Below are 18,458 nucleotides of genomic sequence, written 5' to 3' on the forward strand. Positions count from 1 at the left end.
TGCTTGTTCATGGCTTAAAACAACTGCTCTATTATAGCAGGAAAGTCCGGGTTTGTCTCAACTTGCGATAAACGGCTGCGCCTTCGCATCCAAAGAAAAAAGCGGTCATGGCGACCGCTTCCGTAGCTTAGCCTTCTTCCGTTAAAGCGAGGAACTGCTTCACGTCTTCGATGGAAAGATCGACCGCCTGCTGCCAAAACTCCGGCTGCTCCAGGTCCACTCCCAAGTGCTTGCTTGCCAGCTGCTCGACCGTCAGGCGGCCGGTATCCTGCAGCAAAGCAATATACCGCGACTCGAACGATTCGCCTTCCCGACGCGCAAGCGAGTAGATGCCCGAGGAAAACAGGAAGCCGAACGTGTACGGGAAGTTGTAGAACGGCACGCCGGTTTTGTAGAAGTGCAGCTTGGCCGCCCAGAAATGCGGGTGGTACTCGCTCAAAGCGCCGCAGAACGCGTCTTTTTGAGCCTCGATCATCAGCTCGTTCAACCGGTCCGGGCCGACGAGTCCGGACTTGCGCTCTTCGTAGAACCGCGTCTCGAACAGGAACCGCGCATGAATATCCATGAAAAATGCGACGGCCCGCTGGATTTTATCCTTCAGCAGGAACAGCTTCCGCTCCCTCGTCTCCGCCTGTTTCAGTGCAGCGTCGCTGACGATCAACTCGGCAAAGGTCGAAGCCGTCTCCGCCACGTTCATCGCATAGCGCTGAGTCATCGGCGGAAGCTCGTTCATCACATGCTGGTGAAACGCATGGCCAAGCTCGTGCGCGAGCGTGGACAGATTCCCCGCCCCGGAGTAAGTCATGAAGATCCGGCTCTGCTTGCTGACCGGGAACGAGGTGCAGAAGCCTCCGGGCCGTTTGCCCGGGCGGTCCTCCGCCTCCACCCAACGCTCCTCGAACGCGCGCACGGTAAAGTCGGCGAGCTGCGGCGAGAAGCGGCGGAACTGCTCCTCGATCATCACGGCCGCCTCGTCGTAGGAGACGTTCGTGTCCTTGCCCTCAAACGGCGCATTCAGATCCGACCAGGCTAAACGCTCCACTCCCATCAGCTTGGCGACCCGCTCCAGATAAGCGATAAATACCGGCTTGTTCTTCTCGATCACTTCCCACATCGTTTGCAGCGTTTTGTCGGTCATCCGGTTGATTTGGAGCGGCTCGCGGATCACCGAATCCCAGCCCCGGTGTTTGTACAGTTGGAGACGGAACCCTGCAATACGGTTCAGCGCATCGGCGCAAAAATCTTCCTGGGCCGTCCACATCTCCTCCCATTGCCGGAACAAGCGCTCCCGTTTCTGACGATCCGGCTCTTTGATCAGTTGGTTAAAAAACTGCCCGGCAGACAGCATGACCATGTTTCCGTCTTTCTCGTACGGAAGCCGGATCTGCTTCACGATCGTATCGTACAAGGCGCTCCAGCCATGATAGCCGTCGACGGCAAGGTCGTTCGCCAACGTTTCCTGCTCCAGCGGCAGCTTGTCCTTTACCTGCGTCCGGCGTTCCTCCAGATTGAAGGCAAGCTCCGACATCGCTCCGCTGCCGATCCACTGGCCGAATACGGAATCCGGCATCTCCGCAAGCAGCACGTCGAAGCGCGTCATGGCGGACTGGTAGTTCGCCTGAATGCCGTCCAGCCGGCCGCCGAGCCGAACGGCGCCCCGGTCCGCCTGATTTTGCGCGGACAGGCAGCCGATAAAGGCCGCCGCTTGACGCAGACGTTTTTGCAGGTCCTGCAGCCGCTCTACGAAGCTCTGCAAAGCGGCGGCAGCTTCTGCGGTCTGCGGCGACGGCAGAGCGTCCAGCTCGCTGCGGAAGCGGTTCGTATCGGCTTCAAGCGCATTCATATACTGCGCAAATTCGGGAGAATCGCTGCCTCCCGGGAAAAAAACGTCCAAATCCCATGTTTGCTGCAAAGGTCGGTTCATCCAGGGGAACCCCTTTCGGATAAGAGTATATGTAAGCGGATAGCAGCGCGAAAAACTGCGCACTTCATGTTATTCTACAAGTGGTCAATTAACCCTTCCGAAAACCCGCGATTCGGGGGAGCGCCGTTATCCGGCCGACCTGGCCTGAAAGCGGTGAAGGGCTGCGAATGATTTTAAAAAAACCAACCGCTTGGGCAGATCGCGAGGACACATCATGAGATTCGTAACGAAAACGAGATTGGACCGTCTTCAGACGCTCCTCCGTTCCATCGCTGACGAGCAGCAGCAAAAAGAAGCCTTGCATCTTCTGGAATCGCTCAAACAGGATATCGATGAAAATTATGCGGAAATCCGCAAACCGATCCGTATCTTTGAGAAAAATCAATGACCGTCCAACGCGTGCAGCGCCAGCATGATTTTCTCCACGTTATACGTCAGGGAATGCTCATCCGTATGAATCGTAAGCTCCGCATGCTCCGGGGGCTCGTAGGCGTCGGAAATGCCGGTAAAATTCGGAATAAGCCCGAGCCGCGCCTTGGCATACAGCCCTTTGACGTCCCGCCGCTCGCATACCTCCAGCGGACACTCCACATAAATTTCCATAAACCGCGGCAGCACCGACCTCGCGTAAGCTCTCATGCTGCGGTACGGTGTAATGGCCGACACAAGCACGATTGCGCCGCTGTCGGCATGCGCTTTGGCGAGCTCGACGATCCGGCGTATATGCTCTAGCCGGTCGGCGGGGGTGAAGCCCAGATCGCTGGACAGCGTCTTGCGCAGTTCATCCCCGTCCAGCCATTCGACCCGGCGTCCCTGTCCGCGCAGCACGGATGCCGCCTCCCTCGCCGTCGTCGTCTTCCCCGAGCCGGACAGCCCGGTGAGCCAGAGAACGGCGCCTTCTCTATCGTTCAAGGGCCGCATGGCACTACCTCCTGCCCGGCATACCGCGCATCCATACTGGGAACTCGTTCCAATATTCCTTTTCCGTAAATCGACTCCATAGACAGCTCCGGCATATGCACATAGCCGATGTAACAGCCGCACGTTTTCATCCGGCACGGTCTCTCCGCGGACAATCGCTCCAAGCCGTCGCGGTACAAATGCCCGATCACTCCCTTGTCCTTATAGCAGCGCTTGACCAGCCCCGAGCCCGTAACGAAAAACACGCGGCTTCCCGTGGCGCAAGGCTTCCCCATACTGTCATAATCCCGCGCGTTCCACTCGAAATAAGGGTCGATCTCGCGAAAGGCGGCCATCTCCTCGGCCGAATAGTACGCCGGCTGGTCCTTGTAGGCGTTCACCCACAAGTAAACCTCCTGAGGCAGCGCACGGCGCAGCGAACGGATCGGCTCCAGATAGCTTTTGATCCCGACGGAGCCGACGCTGAAAGAAATCCCTTTAACGTAAAGCTGTGCGCACTGGGCGAGAAACGACGCTTCGCTCCTTTGACCGGGATGATACGTGACCCAAAACGCTGCCTTTTCTTTGTTCAGCCCGCTTGTCCAATCCAGCTTGACGGACAAGTTCGTCTGGATCGCCACTTTGTCAACGTGCTCCAGATGGGACAGCTCCGTTAACGCCTCGCGGTACCACCGGTGAACCAGCGCCTCGCCGTACGGATTGAAGAAGAGGGACAGACGTCTGCCGTCCGCCCCCTGCTCCCGCACCCATGCCACAAACCGCTCCAGCTGCGCCTTGTCCTTCGCCAGCGTCTCGCGGCTGTCCGTCGTTTTGCTGAACGGGCAATACGGACAATCGTAGTTGCAGGAGGACAGCGCGCCCCGGTAATACAGCGTCGTGCTTACACGCATACGTATTCCTCCATCCGCTCCCTGACCTTGGCGGAAATCAGCCAGTCGCCGATCGCATCGGAATATCCCATGCCTTCGTCCGTCAGGCGCATCGTCCCGTCTTCCAATGTGGCGAACCCGGCGGCCAGCAGCCGGCTCAGCTCGGGACGGTCGGCGAACGGATCGCTGCCGAACCTCGCTTCATAAGCGCGCCGCTCCAGCCCTTCGCGGTGCAGCAGCGCCTTGATCACGAAACGGCGCTGCTGCTCGGCCAGGTTCAGGACGTAGCCGTAATCGGCCGTATCGTAGCTTGACGCGGAGACGTAGTCGGCGATAATGCTTTGGGTCGCCTTGTAGCTTACGCCGTAGCGGGAAGCGTAATGCACCTCCCTCGTGTACGAACGCGCGCCGCAGCCCAGACCGACCATCCCTTCCTCCTGACAGCCGTAAGGCAGCAGGTTCTTCCCGGACTTCGCGTCCGGCTTGGCGAAACGCCGCATCGAGAACGCCTCGTAGCCCCTCTCCTTCAAGCGGCCGCAAGCCGCACGGTACATATCCAGCCGGCGGTCCTGCCCTCTTCGGCGCAGCTCCTCCGGCTTCAAAATCGTGTTCTCGCGCGTATACAGCGGGTAGATGAAAATTTCCTCAGGCTCGTATTCCAGCGCCCGATCCATCGAGTACAGCCACGACTCCACCGTCTGGCCGGGCAGCCCGTAAATCAGATCGAGATTGAGCACGGCAAAGTCGTAGCGTTTCAACACTTCCAGCGCGCGCCTCACTTCGCCCGGTTTTTGCGGGCGGTAGATCGCAGCCGCTTCGGCTTCGATGAAGCTTTGAATGCCCATGCTCACCCGGTCGACCTTCCGCTCCTTCAGCAGCTTCATTCGCGCATCGGTCACGGTGTCCGGGGACGTCTCGACGGAGATCGAGGCACGGTCCGGATCGAGGCCCATCACCTGCTCCGCGATGTTGAACAAACGTTCGAGAAGCCGCTCATTCAGCAGCGTCGGCGTCCCGCCGCCGATCGCAAAGCGGGAGAACGGGCGATGGGCCACCATGGGCGCCCATTGTTTCGCCTGACGCTCCAGTGCGGAGACATACTGCTCGTGCGCGTCGGCGCTCCGGTCCGGCAGCGTAAACAGATTGCAGAAGCCGCACCGGGCCGCGCAGAACGGAATGTGCATATATAAAAAGAACGACTCCCCGCTTTCCCGCTTCCACAGCTCGTGCAGCGGCAGCGGCGGGTTCAGTTCGCGATAGGCCGTTTTATGCGGATAGGAGTATAAGTAAGACCGGTACGGCGATGCGGCGATCTGCTCCGACCAGCGCCGGATGTCTTCTGATTCCCGGAATTCCACTTGATGCCCCTCCTTCGATAGCTTTGATGTCTACAAAATAAACTCCCGGTACGGCACGTTCCATACGACTTCGTGCGCCAGCCGGTGTCCGTGATACCCGTCCTCGCCGTAAGCGGTCCCGTGGTCGGAGCAGACGATGCAGAACGTCTTGCCCCGCGCGCGCATCGCCTCGAACAGCCGCCCGAGCTGTCCGTCCGCATAGCGCAGCGCCGCCCGTTGGGTGTCCACCGAATCGCGCTTGGCGCCGGGCACGAAATAATGATTCGGTCCGTGAATCGCGCTTACGTTCATGAAGAGAAACAGCCGCTGGCCCGGGTCGGCCGACCCGATCAGCTTCAGCGCATGGTTCACCTGATGCTCGGTGGAGCGCGGATTCGTTACGCCGAACGTCTGACGCCAGTAGCTCTCTTGAAAATACGATGGAAGCACTTTGGCCAGCGCTACTTTTTTCGTAAAAAAAATAACGCCGCCGATACAGATCGTCCGGTATCCTTCTGCGGCAAGGCCGGAGACGATGTCGGGCGTATCGAACAGCCATGTGTTCGGGTTGGTCGGCAATCCCGTATTTTTCGAGTGGAACAGCCGGACATGGCTCGCTTTGTCCGTATTGGCAGGCGTCGGCAAAAAACCGCCGAAGAAAGCGTGGTGCGCGGCATACGTAAAGCTGCCCGGCGTATGACGCTTTTCCCAGCCGCCCGTGCCGCACAGATTGGGGCAGTTCTCCTCCTCCAGCTTCGCCACGTCGTAGCGCAGCGTATCAAGCGTCACAAACAAAATGTCGTGAGTGCCGACAATGTCGTTCATATTGATGGTCATGCTTCATTCATCCTTTAACATGCGGGTCATTTGCCATTCGTAGGCATTTATGCCTTCGTAACGAACGTTCAGCAGCAGATCGCCGAACGGATTGATATCGACGATATAAGGGCGCAGGCCGCCTTTGGCGAGAAGCACGTCGATCCCCGCCACAGCGGAACGCGGAAACAACGAAGCGGCCTGCTCCCCGGCCTCCGCGACCGCCTGAACGGTGGCCGCGGACAGCCCGAGCTCCTCCAGCCCCGCCCGCTCGTTGCGCAGGTGCAGGTTCGTGATCGGCGTGCGGCTGAGCCGGGCAACCCGGTGGCACGCTTTGCCGCCGACGACAAGCTGGCGGATATCGAACGCACGGCCGTCGTGCGAAGCTTTCTGCACCCACTGCTCGACGTGCATGCCTTGGGCGCCCAGCCAATTGATGATTTCGCGGATGATCGGGCGTTCCCGGTATCTGCGAAGGCGGCGCGAATTGTAATATATCCGTTCGTACCCAAGGCGCTCGAAGCCGATCGTCGTGTCGGCCAGTTCCGCTCCGGTGGAAGGATTAATCTGGTAAGCCAACACTCCGGAGGCCGAAGAGCCGAACGCGAGCTTGACGAATACGCGCCGCATGCCGGCCCGCTCCATCGCTTCGCGGAGCTGGTCGTAGCTCCGGATGGAGCCTGCCTCCCCGGGAGCCGGCGGAACCCTCACGCCCCGGGAGCTGAGCAGCCTGTGGCAGCGGCGCTTGTCGAACATGACCGCGATTTCCTGCGGATCGTTCGTCCAGCTCGCTTCGGGCGCCGTGTCGGCCAAGTCGGCACGAAGCCCGGACAGCATACGGCAGAAGCCGCGAAACCATTGCGAAGGGTAGTAGATGCGTCCCGGCTGTTCAGGCAGGTTCCAGGCCGCTTGCGCCGAGATGACCGGCATCGGGAGAAACTCCGGCAATGGGAACAGCTCGTCCGCTTCCCTGCCGTCGGCCGCGCCGAGCGCGATCAGCTCGCGCTCCACCGGGAAATACTCGCCGGGCGAGTCCAGCCGGACAAGGACAGGCTTGCCGCCGGTTACCTCCCGCCAGCGGACGCGTCCCTGCAGCAGGTCGAGATACGGCACGATCCGCGCCGGAGGCATCCCGAGCCTTCGGCGCGCTTCCTGCAGCATCGTCGTCCTCCTGTTGCCGGGATTGCCAACAACAATCAGCGGACGGGGCATCTACTCCGTGACCGCCGGATAGCGCCAGTCGTCGTCATCGTCGCTCTGCTGCTGGTCGCTGACATCGACGGACATGCCCGACGTTTGCCAGCGTTTTATCATCTCGTCCGACATGTAGTGGTAGTTCAGGTCGAGGAACGAGAGCTTCCGGACGCGTTCGCTTGACAACAGCGCTTCGGCGCCTTTGTCGCTGAGGGTCCCCAGAGATAGATCGAGCGTATGCAACTGATCGAGAATCGGCGAATTTGCAATCTCGATCGCGATTTCGTCTTGAATCTCGCTGTCTTTCAGACCAAGGTAAGTCAATTTGGGAAAGCGCCCCGGCTCCATAAACGGCTTGATGTCCTCCAGACTGCCGTCGAAGCCGTAGTCCTCCACGCCGAGATAAAGCTCCAGCTTGCGCAGCTCCGGCAGCTCGGCGTCGCGAATATCGGCGAGCACTGCCTTGCTCAAGCCGCCGCAGATAATCACCAATTCCTCCAGCCGTTCGTGCTTCAACGGCTTTAAGGACAAGTCGGTGCTGCCTTTAATCCAGAACGAAGTAAGCTGCGGAAACGCCTCCAGAATCGGAGCCAGGTTCGTCTGCATAATCCACGAAATTTCGCATTCCTCCGAGTCCATATCCCCGATAAACAGCTTGCGCAGCGCCGGGAAAGCGTCTTTATGCCCGATCAAGGTATCCACGAACGTATCGGGACCTTCTTCATAGGCTTGTCCCCACGAGCCGATCGTCAGCTCTACGATCTCCCGGCTCTCGGGCTTCGCGGCCAATTGCTCGATTAGCTGCTCCATGCGCATTCCATCTTCGTATTCGTCATAGCCGATTTCCAAACGGACTTCTGTCATCGATAACCCTCCCACAATCTGCCATACTCTTTTCTAAACTATCATCCGGTTTTGGTTTCGTCAATCCGAACAACCTGCGTGTTGTGCGGGAGGTGCAGGATCAAGAAACATTTTGACTAACTTACGAGAATTTTCTGTAAATTGTATTGACTGCGAACAAATGTTTGGTATAATAGAATTCAAGAACGCATGTTCCTATTTCCTGAGAGGAGTGTAGATACGATGGTGACGAATGTTAGATTTATCGAACGGGATTACTACAAAAATGTCATGGCCGAAAATGGAGAAAACCTGACAGAGCAGCAGATCGAAAAAATTTTGGACGCGTCCGAACCGTTCTGGGCGGATCTTACCTTTAGATTTTTTGAAAACGGATCGATGATCATCATCGACAACCATACCGAGCTACAAGTTCCTCTCAGCAGCCTGAGCGGAGCGGCATGCGAGTTTTACGCCCAGCAGCGAATCAAAATGATTAAAGCCAAGCTCAGAAATCAGAAAATTACGGAAGCTTCCTAAACAAAGATGAAAATACAAAAGCCCGCGCGGGCTCGGGGTTGTCCCTTCGTTCCGCAACGGACCTTCATACTTGTCATTTTATACCTTGTTATGCTTGGACCGGCTATTCCGCGTAGGCTTTCAGGACAATGACCGCATTGTGTCCGCCGAATCCGAAGGAGTTCGAAATGCCGATCTTCAGTTTGGCTTGACGCGCTTCATTCGGTACGTAGTCCAGATCGCAATCCGGGTCCGACTGTTCCTGATTGATCGTCGGAGGAATGATTCCCTGCTCCAGACTTTTGGCCAGAGCAATGGCTTCTACCCCGCCGGCTGCGCCCAGCATATGACCGGTCATGGACTTATTGGCCGTTACCGGAATCCGGTAAGCGTGTTCGCCGAACAGCTTCTTGATCGCCATCGTTTCAGACCTGTCCCCCAGTTCCGTACTTGTCGCGTGCGCGCTGATCACATCCACTTCCTCGGGTTTCACAGCCGCTTCGCGAAGCGCCGATCGCATGGCCTGGTAAGCCCCGATCCCCTCCGGATGAGTGGCGACGACGTGATAGGCATCGGAGCTGGCTCCGTAACCGATTACCTCGGCGTAGATTCGGGCGTTCCGACGCTGTGCATGGGATAGCGACTCCAGTACCACAATGCCAGCGCCCTCGGCCATGACGAACCCGTCCCGTCCCGCATCGAACGGACGGCTTGCCCTGGCTGGCTCGTCATTTCGGCCGGACAAAGCGGTAGCGTTGCCGAAGCTGGCAAGCGAGATTTCCGTCACGGCGGCTTCCGCACCGCCGGCAATGACCGCATCCGCGCCGCCCGCCCGAATTAGCCGGAACGCTTCGCCAATGGCCGTATTACCTATGGAGCATGCCGTTACCGGAGACAGGGTAGGACCCAAAGCTCCGTATTTTATACTGATCATCGCTGCGGCCATATTCGATATCATCATCGGTACCAGCGTCGGACTGACCCGCTCCGGTCCCCGTTCACGGAGAATCCCGTCCTGCTCGAGAAGCGTTTGAATGCCTCCGATGCCTGATCCTACATATACGCCCAGTCTTTCCCGATCGATTTCGCCAAGCGGCAAGCCCGAGTCCTCCAACGCCTGCTCCGCGGCAGCCAAAGCAAACTGGCAAAACCGATCCATCCGCCGCGCTTCTTTGCGGCCGAACCGGGCCTCGGCGTCAAATTCCCGGACAAGCCCCGCGATTTTCGTTTTAAAGCGGGACGTGTCGAACGTATCGATCCTGGTTATCCCCGATTCCCCCCGGCACAAACGGTTCCAAAAGGTTTCCACTTCATGCCCGAGCGGCGATATAATCCCCATCCCCGTTAACACGACTCGTTCCATCGTATTTCCTCCCTTTCGTTCTTCGATTAAATCTTATGTTGTCATACTTGTTATCCTATTACAAGTTGCAGTTTATTATAGTATAATGACTACTATGTTAATGAACGAAAAGGGCGGAATCGAAATGAATCATCAAACGAGACTTCAAGCGTTATCGGCTTTTTTGAAGGCACAACGGGCCAAAGTGCTCCCGCAAACAGTCGGACTGCCGGCGGGAACGCGCAGACGCACCCCGGGTTTGAGACGCGAGGAAGTTGCCCAGCTTGCCGGGGTCAGTCCCACGTGGTACACCTGGCTTGAGCAAGGGCGGGATATCAAGGTGTCCAAATCGGTACTGGACTGCGTCGCCGCCGCCCTGCAATTAACGGTAGACGAGCGGAAATATTTATTCTCGCTTGCCCTGGAAACCGGATCAGGCGCCCATACGCTGGTAGAAGAGCTGCCCGAGATCAGCCCTTCGCTGAGGAGAATTTTGCAGGAGCTGCGCTTTTGCCCGACCATTATTTCCGACCGCCGCTGCCATATTGTCGGCTGGAACGAAGCGGCTTCCCATGTGTTTCTTAACTTCCAACACATTCCGGTCGAGCAGCGGAATATGATCCGATTGCTGTTTACTCGAAAAGAATTTCAGCGTCTCGCCGTCAACTGGGAGCATTTTGTCCGCGGTTTTCTCGCGATTTTCCGGGCGTATTACGGGCAATACGTTGAAGACGAATGGTACGACCGGTTTCTTGCGGAGATGAAGGAGGTTCACCCGGATTTCGACCGGTTGTGGGAGCAAAGCGAGGTTAGCTCGGCCCCGGAGGTGTTAATCGAATTCAGGCATGCCAAAGCGGGCAAGATGCTGTTTCACCTTACCTCGCTGCAGGTACAAGGAAGCTCCGACCTGCGATGCAGCATATACACTCCTGCGCCCGATTCCTCGACGGAATCGAAGCTGAAGCAGTTGATGGAGCGCAGCTTAAGCTCCCCTGATCGTGCGGATTGAGCCAATCTGGCGGCAGAGAGAATGGGTTCCTGCTCGCCGCCCTCTTCCAAGCCTTACTCCTGACGACTCAGGGACATAAGGATCGTTTCCGTTTCCCCATGGGCGAACAGCTCGTCGAGGCTCGCCTCTACCGTCAAGCCTTCGTTAGTGATTTTATAAAACCGGGCTGCATAACGCTCGCGGTACGTCTCCAACAAGCGGTGAAATTCGTCCCAATGCCCGCTTAACATTAACGGGTTAAGTTCGAATGCTACCTTGCCGACGGCTTGTCGCTCAAGCAGTGTCTCCATTCCAAGAAAGGCGTGATACTCCCCTCCTTCAATGTCCATTTTAATAAAATCGATGGAATCTCGTGCCGGATTAACGCAGGCATCGTATGCACGACCGTTGACATCGGCGATTCGCTCCTCGATAGATGGATTCGTCGTCTTTCTAAACTGTATGCTTCCGGGTGAGGCAGCATGCCACTGGCGATACCCTTTTCACCGCCTAGACCGGACAGGCTATCCAGCATTGCATTTTCTGATGATTCTTCGCAAATATGGTACAATGGATACAGCCTAACGACGAAGGAGAACAATCATGGCGCGCAATCATAGATTGGTAACCGATGCGGATTTCCAGGAAGCGATGGAACGCGAAGCATCGATCCGCGTTTTTCAAGACGACCATGTGGTCGGTTCCGGCGGGACCATCACCCGCTTTGACCAGGATACGGTCGTCATTCAGTCCGGGGTCAGCGATGTCGCTTATCACCGCAGAGACTTATGCGAATTTTTTGAGATGAGAAAAAAGTAGAGCACGCGAAACAGCCCGGTACTTGAGTTTCAAGTCCGGGCTGTTTCTTTTTGGCCGCTTCCGCCGCTTTACTGTTCTGGCTTGGACAAACGGATAATGTCGAACACATTGACCTTGCGCCCCGTCTCGTCGTGAATGAGCGCATTCCCTTCAATCCGGTCGATGTAGAGCACCCCGTCCAGATGGTCCATTTCATGTTGAATACAGCGCGCAAGGTATCCTTCCGCTTCGAGAACGAACGTCTCGCCTTGCCGGTTCCAGCTGCTGATTTTGACTTGATTGGCGCGCTTCACGAGACCGGAGTGCCCGGGAAACGACAGGCAGCCTTCCGGTCCGATCTGTTCTCCGGACATTTCCAGCATGACCGGATTGATCAGTTCAATAAGCCCGTCGCCGCAGTCCATGACAATCACCCTGCGCAAAAATCCGATTTGCGGCGCCGCAAGTCCTGCCCTGCCTTCAGCGGCATACAGCGTATCGACCATATCGTCGAGCAGCTTAAGGATTCTCGGACTTACCTCTTCCACCGGCTTGGCCTTTTTTCGAAGAATCGGGTCGCCGAACGGCAGGATTGTTTTTTCAGCCATAACGTTAACGCCTCTTTTCATGTTAAATGGATGCGCTTCTGACTTGCGACGGCGTATGCACCCACAAGTCGTTCGGTGTACAGTCCAGAGCCGTGCATAGAGCGTCCAGCGTCTCGGCCTTCATCTGCTTCGGCTGTCCGGTCAGCAGGGCGCTGATCGAAGGAGCGGACAGCTCGTAGCCTGCTTTTTCCTTTAACAGCCGGGCCAGCACAGCCCCCGTACGGATGCCCCGCTCCATCATCATTTCTCTCAACATCCACACCAGCATGACCCTTCCCCTTTCCGAACCCAAAGATTAGGCAGCGCCTAAATTTGTTAGGCACTACCTAATATATCACATCGGCTGGCAATAATAAATAGCATGGCATGTTATCACTCAAAAAAGAGGAACCAACGTCAAAGCTGACGCAGATCCCTCTTCCTTGTGTTGCGAGCGGTCCTTACTTTTCCTGGTTATATCCCCGCTCGCCGTACGGTAGAAGCCGTTGACGGTGTTCTTGATCTGGTAAACTGGTAGCGCCCGCCTGAGGCTTTACTTCTTTGTATAACTGCTGCAGTTCATCCCGCCGATTCGTCGCAAATTCCCCTTTTCTCCCCCACCGTTACTTCATTTAGCGATCTCTCTCAGCACAACCCGCTTGTGCTTTTTCTGTACGAGGCTTGACGAAGGCCGGCGCGCGCTTGTCCTTTTCCTTGAGCAGCTCCATCATCGCCAAATACACCTTGGACTGGCGCTCTCTTTCCTTCAGAGCGAAGCGGTGATTGCGGATGGTCGATGCGCTGCCGATACCCATTTCCTTCTGAATGGCCGCCTCGCTCATCCCTTGGTAAAAATGCCGGAGCAAACTATTTTGATGGTCGGTCAGGCCGGTAAGCTTTTTATGCTCAGGCAGCTCTACTCTATCACGCCGCCTAGGACCCTGTCATTGGACAAACTCGCTGAAAATATAGATAATTAGTATTGTTATCCAGTTATTAGCCAATCCCCCAGCCGATGGGGAATCAGAGAGGGAACTCCATGAAGAAGAAGATTGCGGTATTGTCCGCCACCCTGATCCTGATGGCCGGAGCCGTAAATGCCTCCGGATTGAACGGGGATTACAAAGGAAATCCGATCGTGAAAGTAACGTCGAACGGGAAGCCGCTCGAAGCGGGCGAAGTGCCGGCCATGATCTATGACGGCAACACGCTCGTGCCGATTTCGTTGCTCCGGCAGCTTGGGGCTTCCGTGACATGGGACGGCGACACTTATCAGGTAGATGTCAAGCTCCCCGAGCCTCCTGCGGCACCTCCTGCAGCAGCGGACAAATCCGAGGTCGCGAAGCAGCAAAACGATGTAAAGAAGCTTAAAAAATATGCCGAAGCCGCCGAGCTATACTTGAAATTGCAGACACTCGGCGAATCGCTCGATTCCGCCCGCACTACCATACGACTGACTGCCGATGCCATGAATGCAGGGAAAGCGGAGGCTTCCTCCTTGATTTCCATTGCCAAGACAAGCTACTTCAAAGCCAATGAGACGCTAACCAACCTTGCGAAGGAAACAACGGAAAGCGTCTATGACGATTTCAATAAGTATGGTATCGATTCGAGCCAGATTAGATTCATCCTGGTCGGTTACCAAGATAGCGCCCGGCATTACCAGCTTGCATTGGATTATCTCGATAAATATGTCCGGGACAAAAAAGCAAGCGATTATAACGAATATTTAAATAACATAGGAAAAGCCGACGATTACGCAAAAATCGCAAAAGAGAAATCCTCCAAAGGCTACGCCGAATGGTCCAAAAATGTACAAAATTATTAATCCTTCGTTGTCGCATGAAACATACAAAGCCCCTTTCCGGGGCTGAGCTTGTTGAGAAAGTGGTCGTTTACAAAAATAGAGATGCATACGGAGGTGGGGTATCCACTGGAGAAGCGATAGCGGCCGCCTTTGTCTTCGGGAAATGTCCGCTATTAAGCGGCTTCCAATCAAATTTCCCGAGGACAAGAGCGGTCGGAAGTGGATACCCCACCCCATCGTAACCTCTATTATCTCATCTGACCACTTTCTCAACAGCCTGAGCCCCTTTCCGGGGCTTTTTGTTATGGACTCTCTTATCGTGCATCCGGCCCCATCTCGCGATAGAACAGATTTGGATAATCCAGTACGATACCGTTAGAATCAACCGTAATGTTCTCCTTAAAATTCCCGCTCTGATATTGGAACACAGACGAATCATTCCGACTTTCAAGCAAGGTATATTTCTGTTTAACCAGTTTATACTTCAAATCGGCGGCGGAAATGTAGACCACTTGTATCTCCTGCTGCTGCATTGGCACGTACGGCAATCGGTTGATCGGAAGTGTATTCGTAAAGGGAGTGCATGAAATGTCAATATCCACACAGCCCGATAATTCGGGAAGGACTTGCCCCTGCTCGTCTTTCCAGATGCCATGACCATCCGACGAAAGACTCACTCCTTGATCTTCTCCCAAGTAACGCAATGTGACTGCTCTGGTGACCCAGCCTTGATCGAGCACGATATCATATTTCATTCTAAAAATCTCATTGTTATGATGACTTCCAACAACAATACTATCTATGAGGATTTGATTGTTTTCCAAAAAATATTTGCAGGCAGCATAAGTAAACTCTCCCATCATTTTCTTTCACAGGAAGTTTATCATGTTCTAGGGGCCTTGTTAAGAACGATGTTTAAAAACCGTTCCCGTTCCGTCGGAGCAAGTCCCGGACGGCGTCATCCACGGCATCGGTCAGCGAATAGCGGGTGGCAAAGCCTTGCCGGCGAATTTTACTATCATTCCATAAGCGGTTGACGGTGAAGCTCTTTATCGCAAAAGGGGTCAAATGCAGCCGAGCCAGCTCCTCCTCCGTCAGGCTTTCCGGAATCCGTCTCGTTGCAGCGGCTTTACCGGCGGCGCGATCGATCTCGGCCTTCAATCCGCTCCAGGTCGTATCGAACCCTTTCAGCAGGTAAGCGTCGTCCGCTTGACCGTTCCTATCCAAGGTCCCCAGCCATACCATCGCCCGCCCGATATCGCGCGTATCGATAAGCGAAACCCGGCCGGAGCCGTCTCCAACGATCGGATATTGATCGTGCGCATGCGCTCGGAACAGCCTTGAGAAGAACGATGAAAGATCCCGGACCCCGATCGTACTGGCCGGACGCAGCAGAATTGTCCCGATCCCGGCCTCCCGCCCGGCTTGCCGGACCACTTCCTCCCGCTTCACGGCCAACGCTTGGATCGGATATTCCGGCATGGTCACGTAGGATTCGTCAATGGGGTCTCCTGTCCGAAAATCGTACATGACAATCGTGCTTAGCTGGACAAAACGTCCGGCCCCTTGCGAAGCGGCCGCTTCGATTAACCTCCGGGTCAGCTTGACCTCCACCTCGGCTTCCGTATCGATGACCGTGTGCAGCTTCGCATCCGCCGTACAATTATAAACGATCTCATGGCCGCGAATAATTTTCGCAAGCGACGACGGATCGGAAAAATCAACCCGGACAACATTCACCCCCAGACGGTCCAAAAAAGCCGTATCGCTCTGCTCGCGAACGGCCGCGGTCACCTCATGCCCGGCCAACACCAATTGCTCCGCCGTATGACTCCCGATAAATCCGCTGCCTCCAAAAACGACTGCTTTCATTCATGCCACCCTCTTTGTTTTATCAAGTTTAAACATATAAACATGTTTGCCAAAAAAATTAGTTGCTTTCCTCCACCGCAACGATCAAATCTTTGATCAGCTGCAGCGAACCGCGCAGATTTTTGCTTAGCCGATAATATTTCTCTTTGCCGCTGCGGTCGAAGTCGATTAGATCGGCCTGTCTTAAAATTTTCAAATGATGGGAAATCGCAGGCCTGGAAATATTCATGCGCTCGGTAATTTGATTGACATTCAAGCTGTTCAGCTCCAGCAGAAGCGCAATGATCTGCTGCCGGTTGACGTCGCCCAAAGCCTGGAAGATCGGCGTGCTCAACTTGAATTTTTCCAAAATAACCTCTTTGTTCGTGCACTCGCGCTTTTCGATCGTCATCACCTTATAGGTTTAAACTTTTAAACATGTTCATTGTACTGCATCATTTTTATTCTTGCAACCCATTGATCCATTCACGGGCAATTGGCTCATTTTCACGAGTCGAAAAACCGCGCACGATCAGCAAAATCTCGCAAAAAACCGCACAAAAGCGACAACGCCGCACACGATACCCTTCGGAAGATCGTTACAATTTCATGCAGACTCCCTCCCCATCGCCGTACTTGAATCAACAGCCCGCGGAGCTTCGTCCGGGGCCGCAAAAGATCAGCTCAATAACCGCTTTGCCTGCTCTTCAATCATGTTTTTCAGCTCATCCCTGAATTCCTCGTCGCTTATGGACACATACTTCTCGGCGATTTCCGTGTATCGTTTCACTTCATCCCGGGATAGAAATTCGGTAAAGTTAATTCCGTATTCCTTTAAGAACGAAATCAGTGACGTGAACATCACAAATTCTTGCTTGTTCATGTTCATTTTCCTCCCTTGTCAAAAGCCTCACTTCTGCTTATCCGGTATACATAGGTCAGCAGGTTCCGGTTCCGCGGATTCGTAAACTGCGCTTCCCGTTTCATCCCTAAGTTTTCGGCCACCTTCTGCGAGGCCAGATGATCGTGCGCCATATTGGCGCATACGCTGTCGAATTCCAGTGGACCGAAGCCGTATTCCAAGCAAGCCTTGGCCGCTTCGTACCCATAGCCTTGACGCCAGTAAGGATGGTGAATAATATAGCCGAGGTCGTTTTCGATGCGATTCATAATATTGGACTTCATGAAGCCGCAGTCGCCGATGAGCTTCCGATTCGCCTTCGAAATGACAGCCCATCTGCCATACCCTGAATCCTGATAGCTTCGAATGCTTCTTTCCAGCCAATTACGGACCTGCTGATCATCAAAAGGCTGAGGCCAAAAGCGCATCGTCTTGGAGTCGGAAAGCAGCGTCCTAAGTTCGTCGAAATCGCTTTCCTTATATTCCCGAAGGAGCAGTCTTTCCGTCGTTATAGTTATCATAAGTAACCAGGCACTCCTATGATTTGGTTCCCGTGCGCATGGACAATCACACTATAGCTTATATTCTGCTGCGAGATCCTCACCACCCAAGTGAAATATGTCTGTTCCTCCTGTTCCAACCACGCCGCCCATATACCAAACGTAATGATCAAGGAAATGGTTACAGAGCTTAACTTTTTAGGACTCTGCTTTCTGCAGTTGTTTTTCGATGTAAGCGATCGCCTCGTCCTTATTCTTGAACATCCATTCGATCGTTTCCAGCCCTTCCTCGCTGTTGATTCCAAGCAGCAGCGTCCTGACGGCCTCCTCGCAAGGCGGGCCCACAACAACTGCCATGGGCAGGGCCGGCTCGCAGCAGCCGGTGTCGATATCCAGCGCCAGCGCCAGCATATCTCCCCATTCATACTTCAGCTCGGACCAGTCCAGAATCACAGCATCCGGCTCCCAGGCTTCCAGCGCCGCCCTGCCCATCGCTTTCATATAGACCGCATCGCTGTTCCCCGCCGAGCCGAAGCCGTACTCGCCCGAGTATTTTATAATCATAATATCGCAATATTCTACGGTCTTTGACGGCCCGATGAAATATTCAACTTGAATATCGCTCAATTCGGACAATCTTACTTCCCGAAAACCGGACTTCATAGCGTCCACCCTCTTCTTTCATCCTATCGTACGTGTGTTCCTTAACATTTCTGCACATAAGCGGAAATCCCTTCCTTGGCTGCACGCAAATTAAAAAACTCCCCTTCCCAAGGATGGAGAGTTTTTGGCCTTTAGCTTGCTTCCGTTTCCATTACTGTTTTCCCTTTACCGGTCCAACAGTCGAATCAAACGCTTCGGTGCCGTCCGGAGATAAGCTTCCTGGATCAGCTCTTCGATTTCTTGCCAGTCCGCCCGGTTCGCAAAGCGGATCGAGACCCAGCCGTGCTGTCCGATGTAGGGAGTCTTGAAATACTCCGTTTGATCCTGCTGCAAAAGAATCTCTTGAGTTGCCGGGGAGGTCTTGATGGCCAGCGAACCGTCCTCCCCATGTTCCCCAAGCATCACAAAAGGCTTGTCGTTCACCCGAAACGAGGTATGACCGAAGGAGTCCACCTGCTCCGCCACTTCGGGCAGCCCTATACAATACGTTCGGACCTTGTCCAGCAGCTGTAAGCCGCCTTCGGATTTCACGGTTTTGGTTTGATCTTGCTGCACGGTTCGACACTCCTCCGAAAATGGCTTGTTAGGTACGTCATAA

23 protein-coding genes and 1 pseudogene are annotated in these 18,458 nt (G+C 54.9%); 5 read left to right on the forward strand and 19 right to left on the reverse strand.

Annotated elements, in window-relative coordinates; translation table 11 throughout:
- Positions 1 to 127: 127 nt before the first annotated feature.
- Positions 128 to 1,924 (reverse strand): M3 family oligoendopeptidase, encoded by a 1,797-nt coding sequence (locus PEH01S_RS15110; protein WP_127486397.1) that lies wholly within the window; start codon positions 1,922 to 1,924, stop codon positions 128 to 130.
- 214 nt (positions 1,925 to 2,138) lie between these two features.
- Here PEH01S_RS15110 and PEH01S_RS34610 point away from each other — a divergent pair, with 214 nt between their 5' ends.
- Positions 2,139 to 2,312: a hypothetical protein gene (locus tag PEH01S_RS34610; protein WP_164827856.1), complete on the forward strand. Its 174-nt coding sequence runs from the start codon at positions 2,139 to 2,141 to the stop codon at positions 2,310 to 2,312.
- Here the strand turns inward: PEH01S_RS34610 and cysC are convergent.
- The 6 genes from cysC to PEH01S_RS15140 are packed head-to-tail and all read right to left on the reverse strand — an operon-like array spanning position 2,306 to position 7,925.
- Positions 2,306 to 2,845 (reverse strand): adenylyl-sulfate kinase, encoded by a 540-nt coding sequence (gene cysC, locus PEH01S_RS15115; RefSeq protein ID WP_025850577.1) that lies wholly within the window; start codon positions 2,843 to 2,845, stop codon positions 2,306 to 2,308. The two genes, PEH01S_RS34610 and cysC, sit on opposite strands and share 7 nt — an antisense overlap.
- Positions 2,833 to 3,735, reverse strand: coding sequence for an STM4011 family radical SAM protein (locus tag PEH01S_RS15120; RefSeq protein ID WP_127486399.1), 903 nt, complete (start codon positions 3,733 to 3,735; stop codon positions 2,833 to 2,835). Before PEH01S_RS15120 ends, cysC begins: the two co-directional genes overlap by 13 nt.
- Positions 3,726 to 5,072, reverse strand: coding sequence for an STM4012 family radical SAM protein (locus tag PEH01S_RS15125; RefSeq protein ID WP_127486401.1), 1,347 nt, complete (start codon positions 5,070 to 5,072; stop codon positions 3,726 to 3,728). Before PEH01S_RS15125 ends, PEH01S_RS15120 begins: the two co-directional genes overlap by 10 nt.
- 30 nt (positions 5,073 to 5,102) lie before the next feature.
- Positions 5,103 to 5,888 carry an STM4013/SEN3800 family hydrolase gene (locus PEH01S_RS15130; RefSeq protein WP_025850580.1) on the reverse strand — a complete coding sequence of 262 codons (786 nt, stop codon included), beginning with the start codon at positions 5,886 to 5,888 and terminating at the stop codon, positions 5,103 to 5,105.
- 3 nt (positions 5,889 to 5,891) lie between these two features.
- The gene (locus PEH01S_RS15135) at positions 5,892 to 7,079 is read right to left on the reverse strand and encodes an STM4014 family protein (RefSeq protein WP_127486403.1); all 1,188 of its coding nucleotides are present in this window, start codon (positions 7,077 to 7,079) and stop codon (positions 5,892 to 5,894) included.
- Positions 7,080 to 7,925 carry an STM4015 family protein gene (locus PEH01S_RS15140; protein ID WP_127486406.1) on the reverse strand — a complete coding sequence of 282 codons (846 nt, stop codon included), beginning with the start codon at positions 7,923 to 7,925 and terminating at the stop codon, positions 7,080 to 7,082.
- A gap of 222 nt (positions 7,926 to 8,147) precedes the next feature.
- Here PEH01S_RS15140 and PEH01S_RS15145 point away from each other — a divergent pair, with 222 nt between their 5' ends.
- Positions 8,148 to 8,444, forward strand: a complete 297-nt coding sequence (locus PEH01S_RS15145) for a hypothetical protein (RefSeq protein WP_051570484.1) — start codon at positions 8,148 to 8,150, stop codon at positions 8,442 to 8,444.
- Positions 8,445 to 8,547: 103 nt separating this feature from the next.
- On the opposite strand, the gene fabF is transcribed toward PEH01S_RS15145, so the two are convergent.
- On the reverse strand, positions 8,548 to 9,786 hold the full coding sequence (gene fabF, locus PEH01S_RS15150; RefSeq protein ID WP_127486408.1) for a beta-ketoacyl-ACP synthase II: 1,239 nt from the start codon (positions 9,784 to 9,786) through the stop codon (positions 8,548 to 8,550).
- A 124-nt stretch (positions 9,787 to 9,910) separates the two neighbouring features.
- On the opposite strand from fabF, the gene PEH01S_RS15155 reads away from it, so the two are divergent.
- The gene (locus PEH01S_RS15155; protein WP_127486410.1) at positions 9,911 to 10,774 is read left to right on the forward strand and encodes a helix-turn-helix transcriptional regulator; all 864 of its coding nucleotides are present in this window, start codon (positions 9,911 to 9,913) and stop codon (positions 10,772 to 10,774) included.
- 53 nt (positions 10,775 to 10,827) lie between these two features.
- Here PEH01S_RS15155 and PEH01S_RS15160 read toward each other — a convergent pair whose 3' ends face one another.
- Positions 10,828 to 11,217 (reverse strand): FkbM family methyltransferase, encoded by a 390-nt coding sequence (locus PEH01S_RS15160; protein WP_307720094.1) that lies wholly within the window; start codon positions 11,215 to 11,217, stop codon positions 10,828 to 10,830.
- Between the two features lie 139 nt (positions 11,218 to 11,356).
- Between PEH01S_RS15160 and PEH01S_RS15165 the strand changes: the two genes are divergently transcribed.
- Positions 11,357 to 11,572: a hypothetical protein gene (locus PEH01S_RS15165; protein ID WP_025850588.1), complete on the forward strand. Its 216-nt coding sequence runs from the start codon at positions 11,357 to 11,359 to the stop codon at positions 11,570 to 11,572.
- 68 nt (positions 11,573 to 11,640) lie between these two features.
- Here the strand turns inward: PEH01S_RS15165 and def are convergent, their stop codons facing one another.
- The 3 genes and pseudogenes from def to PEH01S_RS15180 form a co-directional block, all read right to left on the reverse strand.
- A complete protein-coding gene (def, locus tag PEH01S_RS15170; protein ID WP_025850589.1) occupies positions 11,641 to 12,159 on the reverse strand; it encodes a peptide deformylase in 519 nt (172 codons plus the stop codon).
- Between the two features lie 22 nt (positions 12,160 to 12,181).
- The gene (locus PEH01S_RS15175; protein ID WP_127486414.1) at positions 12,182 to 12,427 is read right to left on the reverse strand and encodes a helix-turn-helix domain-containing protein; all 246 of its coding nucleotides are present in this window, start codon (positions 12,425 to 12,427) and stop codon (positions 12,182 to 12,184) included.
- A 391-nt stretch (positions 12,428 to 12,818) separates the two neighbouring features.
- Positions 12,819 to 13,040: pseudogene (locus PEH01S_RS15180) on the reverse strand (DUF2087 domain-containing protein); the annotation flags it as partial.
- 137 nt (positions 13,041 to 13,177) lie between these two features.
- Between PEH01S_RS15180 and PEH01S_RS15185 the strand changes: the two are divergent.
- Complete coding sequence (locus tag PEH01S_RS15185) at positions 13,178 to 13,966, forward strand: stalk domain-containing protein (RefSeq protein WP_164827857.1); 789 nt, start codon at positions 13,178 to 13,180, stop codon at positions 13,964 to 13,966.
- A 293-nt stretch (positions 13,967 to 14,259) separates the two neighbouring features.
- On the opposite strand, the gene PEH01S_RS15190 is transcribed toward PEH01S_RS15185, so the two are convergent.
- The 7 genes from PEH01S_RS15190 to PEH01S_RS15220 all read right to left on the reverse strand — a co-directional run bounded on the left by PEH01S_RS15190 (position 14,260) and on the right by PEH01S_RS15220 (position 18,415).
- Positions 14,260 to 14,808, reverse strand: coding sequence for a putative glycolipid-binding domain-containing protein (locus tag PEH01S_RS15190; RefSeq protein WP_127486418.1), 549 nt, complete (start codon positions 14,806 to 14,808; stop codon positions 14,260 to 14,262).
- A gap of 52 nt (positions 14,809 to 14,860) precedes the next feature.
- Positions 14,861 to 15,817: an NAD-dependent epimerase/dehydratase family protein gene (locus PEH01S_RS15195; RefSeq protein WP_127486420.1), complete on the reverse strand. Its 957-nt coding sequence runs from the start codon at positions 15,815 to 15,817 to the stop codon at positions 14,861 to 14,863.
- 58 nt (positions 15,818 to 15,875) lie between these two features.
- Positions 15,876 to 16,202: an ArsR/SmtB family transcription factor gene (locus PEH01S_RS15200; protein WP_025850595.1), complete on the reverse strand. Its 327-nt coding sequence runs from the start codon at positions 16,200 to 16,202 to the stop codon at positions 15,876 to 15,878.
- A gap of 273 nt (positions 16,203 to 16,475) precedes the next feature.
- The gene (locus tag PEH01S_RS15205) at positions 16,476 to 16,679 is read right to left on the reverse strand and encodes a hypothetical protein (protein ID WP_127486422.1); all 204 of its coding nucleotides are present in this window, start codon (positions 16,677 to 16,679) and stop codon (positions 16,476 to 16,478) included.
- Between the two features lie 2 nt (positions 16,680 to 16,681).
- Positions 16,682 to 17,218 (reverse strand): GNAT family N-acetyltransferase, encoded by a 537-nt coding sequence (locus PEH01S_RS15210; RefSeq protein WP_127486424.1) that lies wholly within the window; start codon positions 17,216 to 17,218, stop codon positions 16,682 to 16,684.
- A 177-nt stretch (positions 17,219 to 17,395) separates the two neighbouring features.
- Positions 17,396 to 17,860, reverse strand: coding sequence for a hypothetical protein (locus PEH01S_RS15215; RefSeq protein ID WP_127486426.1), 465 nt, complete (start codon positions 17,858 to 17,860; stop codon positions 17,396 to 17,398).
- A 165-nt stretch (positions 17,861 to 18,025) separates the two neighbouring features.
- Positions 18,026 to 18,415: an MmcQ/YjbR family DNA-binding protein gene (locus tag PEH01S_RS15220; protein ID WP_127486428.1), complete on the reverse strand. Its 390-nt coding sequence runs from the start codon at positions 18,413 to 18,415 to the stop codon at positions 18,026 to 18,028.
- Positions 18,416 to 18,458: the final 43 nt, after the last annotated feature.

The sequence above is a fragment of the Paenibacillus ehimensis NBRC 15659 genome (assembly GCF_004000785.1).
GTDB lineage: Bacteria > Bacillota > Bacilli > Paenibacillales > NBRC-103111 > Paenibacillus_G > Paenibacillus_G ehimensis.

Excerpts from the sequence above, each read along its gene's own strand:
- PEH01S_RS15110 (WP_127486397.1), bottom strand. The coding sequence starts at position 1,924 with ATGAACCGACCTTTGCAGCAAACATGGGATTTGGACGTTTTTTTCCCG.
- PEH01S_RS34610 (WP_164827856.1), top strand. The coding sequence starts at position 2,139 with ATGAGATTCGTAACGAAAACGAGATTGGACCGTCTTCAGACGCTCCTC.
- cysC (WP_025850577.1), bottom strand. The coding sequence starts at position 2,845 with ATGCGGCCCTTGAACGATAGAGAAGGCGCCGTTCTCTGGCTCACCGGG.
- PEH01S_RS15120 (WP_127486399.1), bottom strand. The coding sequence starts at position 3,735 with ATGCGTGTAAGCACGACGCTGTATTACCGGGGCGCGCTGTCCTCCTGC.
- PEH01S_RS15130 (WP_025850580.1), bottom strand. The coding sequence starts at position 5,888 with ATGACCATCAATATGAACGACATTGTCGGCACTCACGACATTTTGTTT.
- PEH01S_RS15135 (WP_127486403.1), bottom strand. The coding sequence starts at position 7,079 with ATGCCCCGTCCGCTGATTGTTGTTGGCAATCCCGGCAACAGGAGGACG.
- PEH01S_RS15140 (WP_127486406.1), bottom strand. The coding sequence starts at position 7,925 with ATGACAGAAGTCCGTTTGGAAATCGGCTATGACGAATACGAAGATGGA.
- PEH01S_RS15145 (WP_051570484.1), top strand. The coding sequence starts at position 8,148 with ATGGTGACGAATGTTAGATTTATCGAACGGGATTACTACAAAAATGTC.
- fabF (WP_127486408.1), bottom strand. The coding sequence starts at position 9,786 with ATGGAACGAGTCGTGTTAACGGGGATGGGGATTATATCGCCGCTCGGG.
- PEH01S_RS15155 (WP_127486410.1), top strand. The coding sequence starts at position 9,911 with ATGAATCATCAAACGAGACTTCAAGCGTTATCGGCTTTTTTGAAGGCA.
- PEH01S_RS15165 (WP_025850588.1), top strand. The coding sequence starts at position 11,357 with ATGGCGCGCAATCATAGATTGGTAACCGATGCGGATTTCCAGGAAGCG.
- def (WP_025850589.1), bottom strand. The coding sequence starts at position 12,159 with ATGGCTGAAAAAACAATCCTGCCGTTCGGCGACCCGATTCTTCGAAAA.
- PEH01S_RS15175 (WP_127486414.1), bottom strand. The coding sequence starts at position 12,427 with ATGCTGGTGTGGATGTTGAGAGAAATGATGATGGAGCGGGGCATCCGT.
- PEH01S_RS15185 (WP_164827857.1), top strand. The coding sequence starts at position 13,178 with ATGAAGAAGAAGATTGCGGTATTGTCCGCCACCCTGATCCTGATGGCC.
- PEH01S_RS15190 (WP_127486418.1), bottom strand. The coding sequence starts at position 14,808 with ATGATGGGAGAGTTTACTTATGCTGCCTGCAAATATTTTTTGGAAAAC.
- PEH01S_RS15195 (WP_127486420.1), bottom strand. The coding sequence starts at position 15,817 with ATGAAAGCAGTCGTTTTTGGAGGCAGCGGATTTATCGGGAGTCATACG.
- PEH01S_RS15205 (WP_127486422.1), bottom strand. The coding sequence starts at position 16,679 with ATGAACAAGCAAGAATTTGTGATGTTCACGTCACTGATTTCGTTCTTA.
- PEH01S_RS15210 (WP_127486424.1), bottom strand. The coding sequence starts at position 17,218 with ATGATAACTATAACGACGGAAAGACTGCTCCTTCGGGAATATAAGGAA.
- PEH01S_RS15215 (WP_127486426.1), bottom strand. The coding sequence starts at position 17,860 with ATGAAGTCCGGTTTTCGGGAAGTAAGATTGTCCGAATTGAGCGATATT.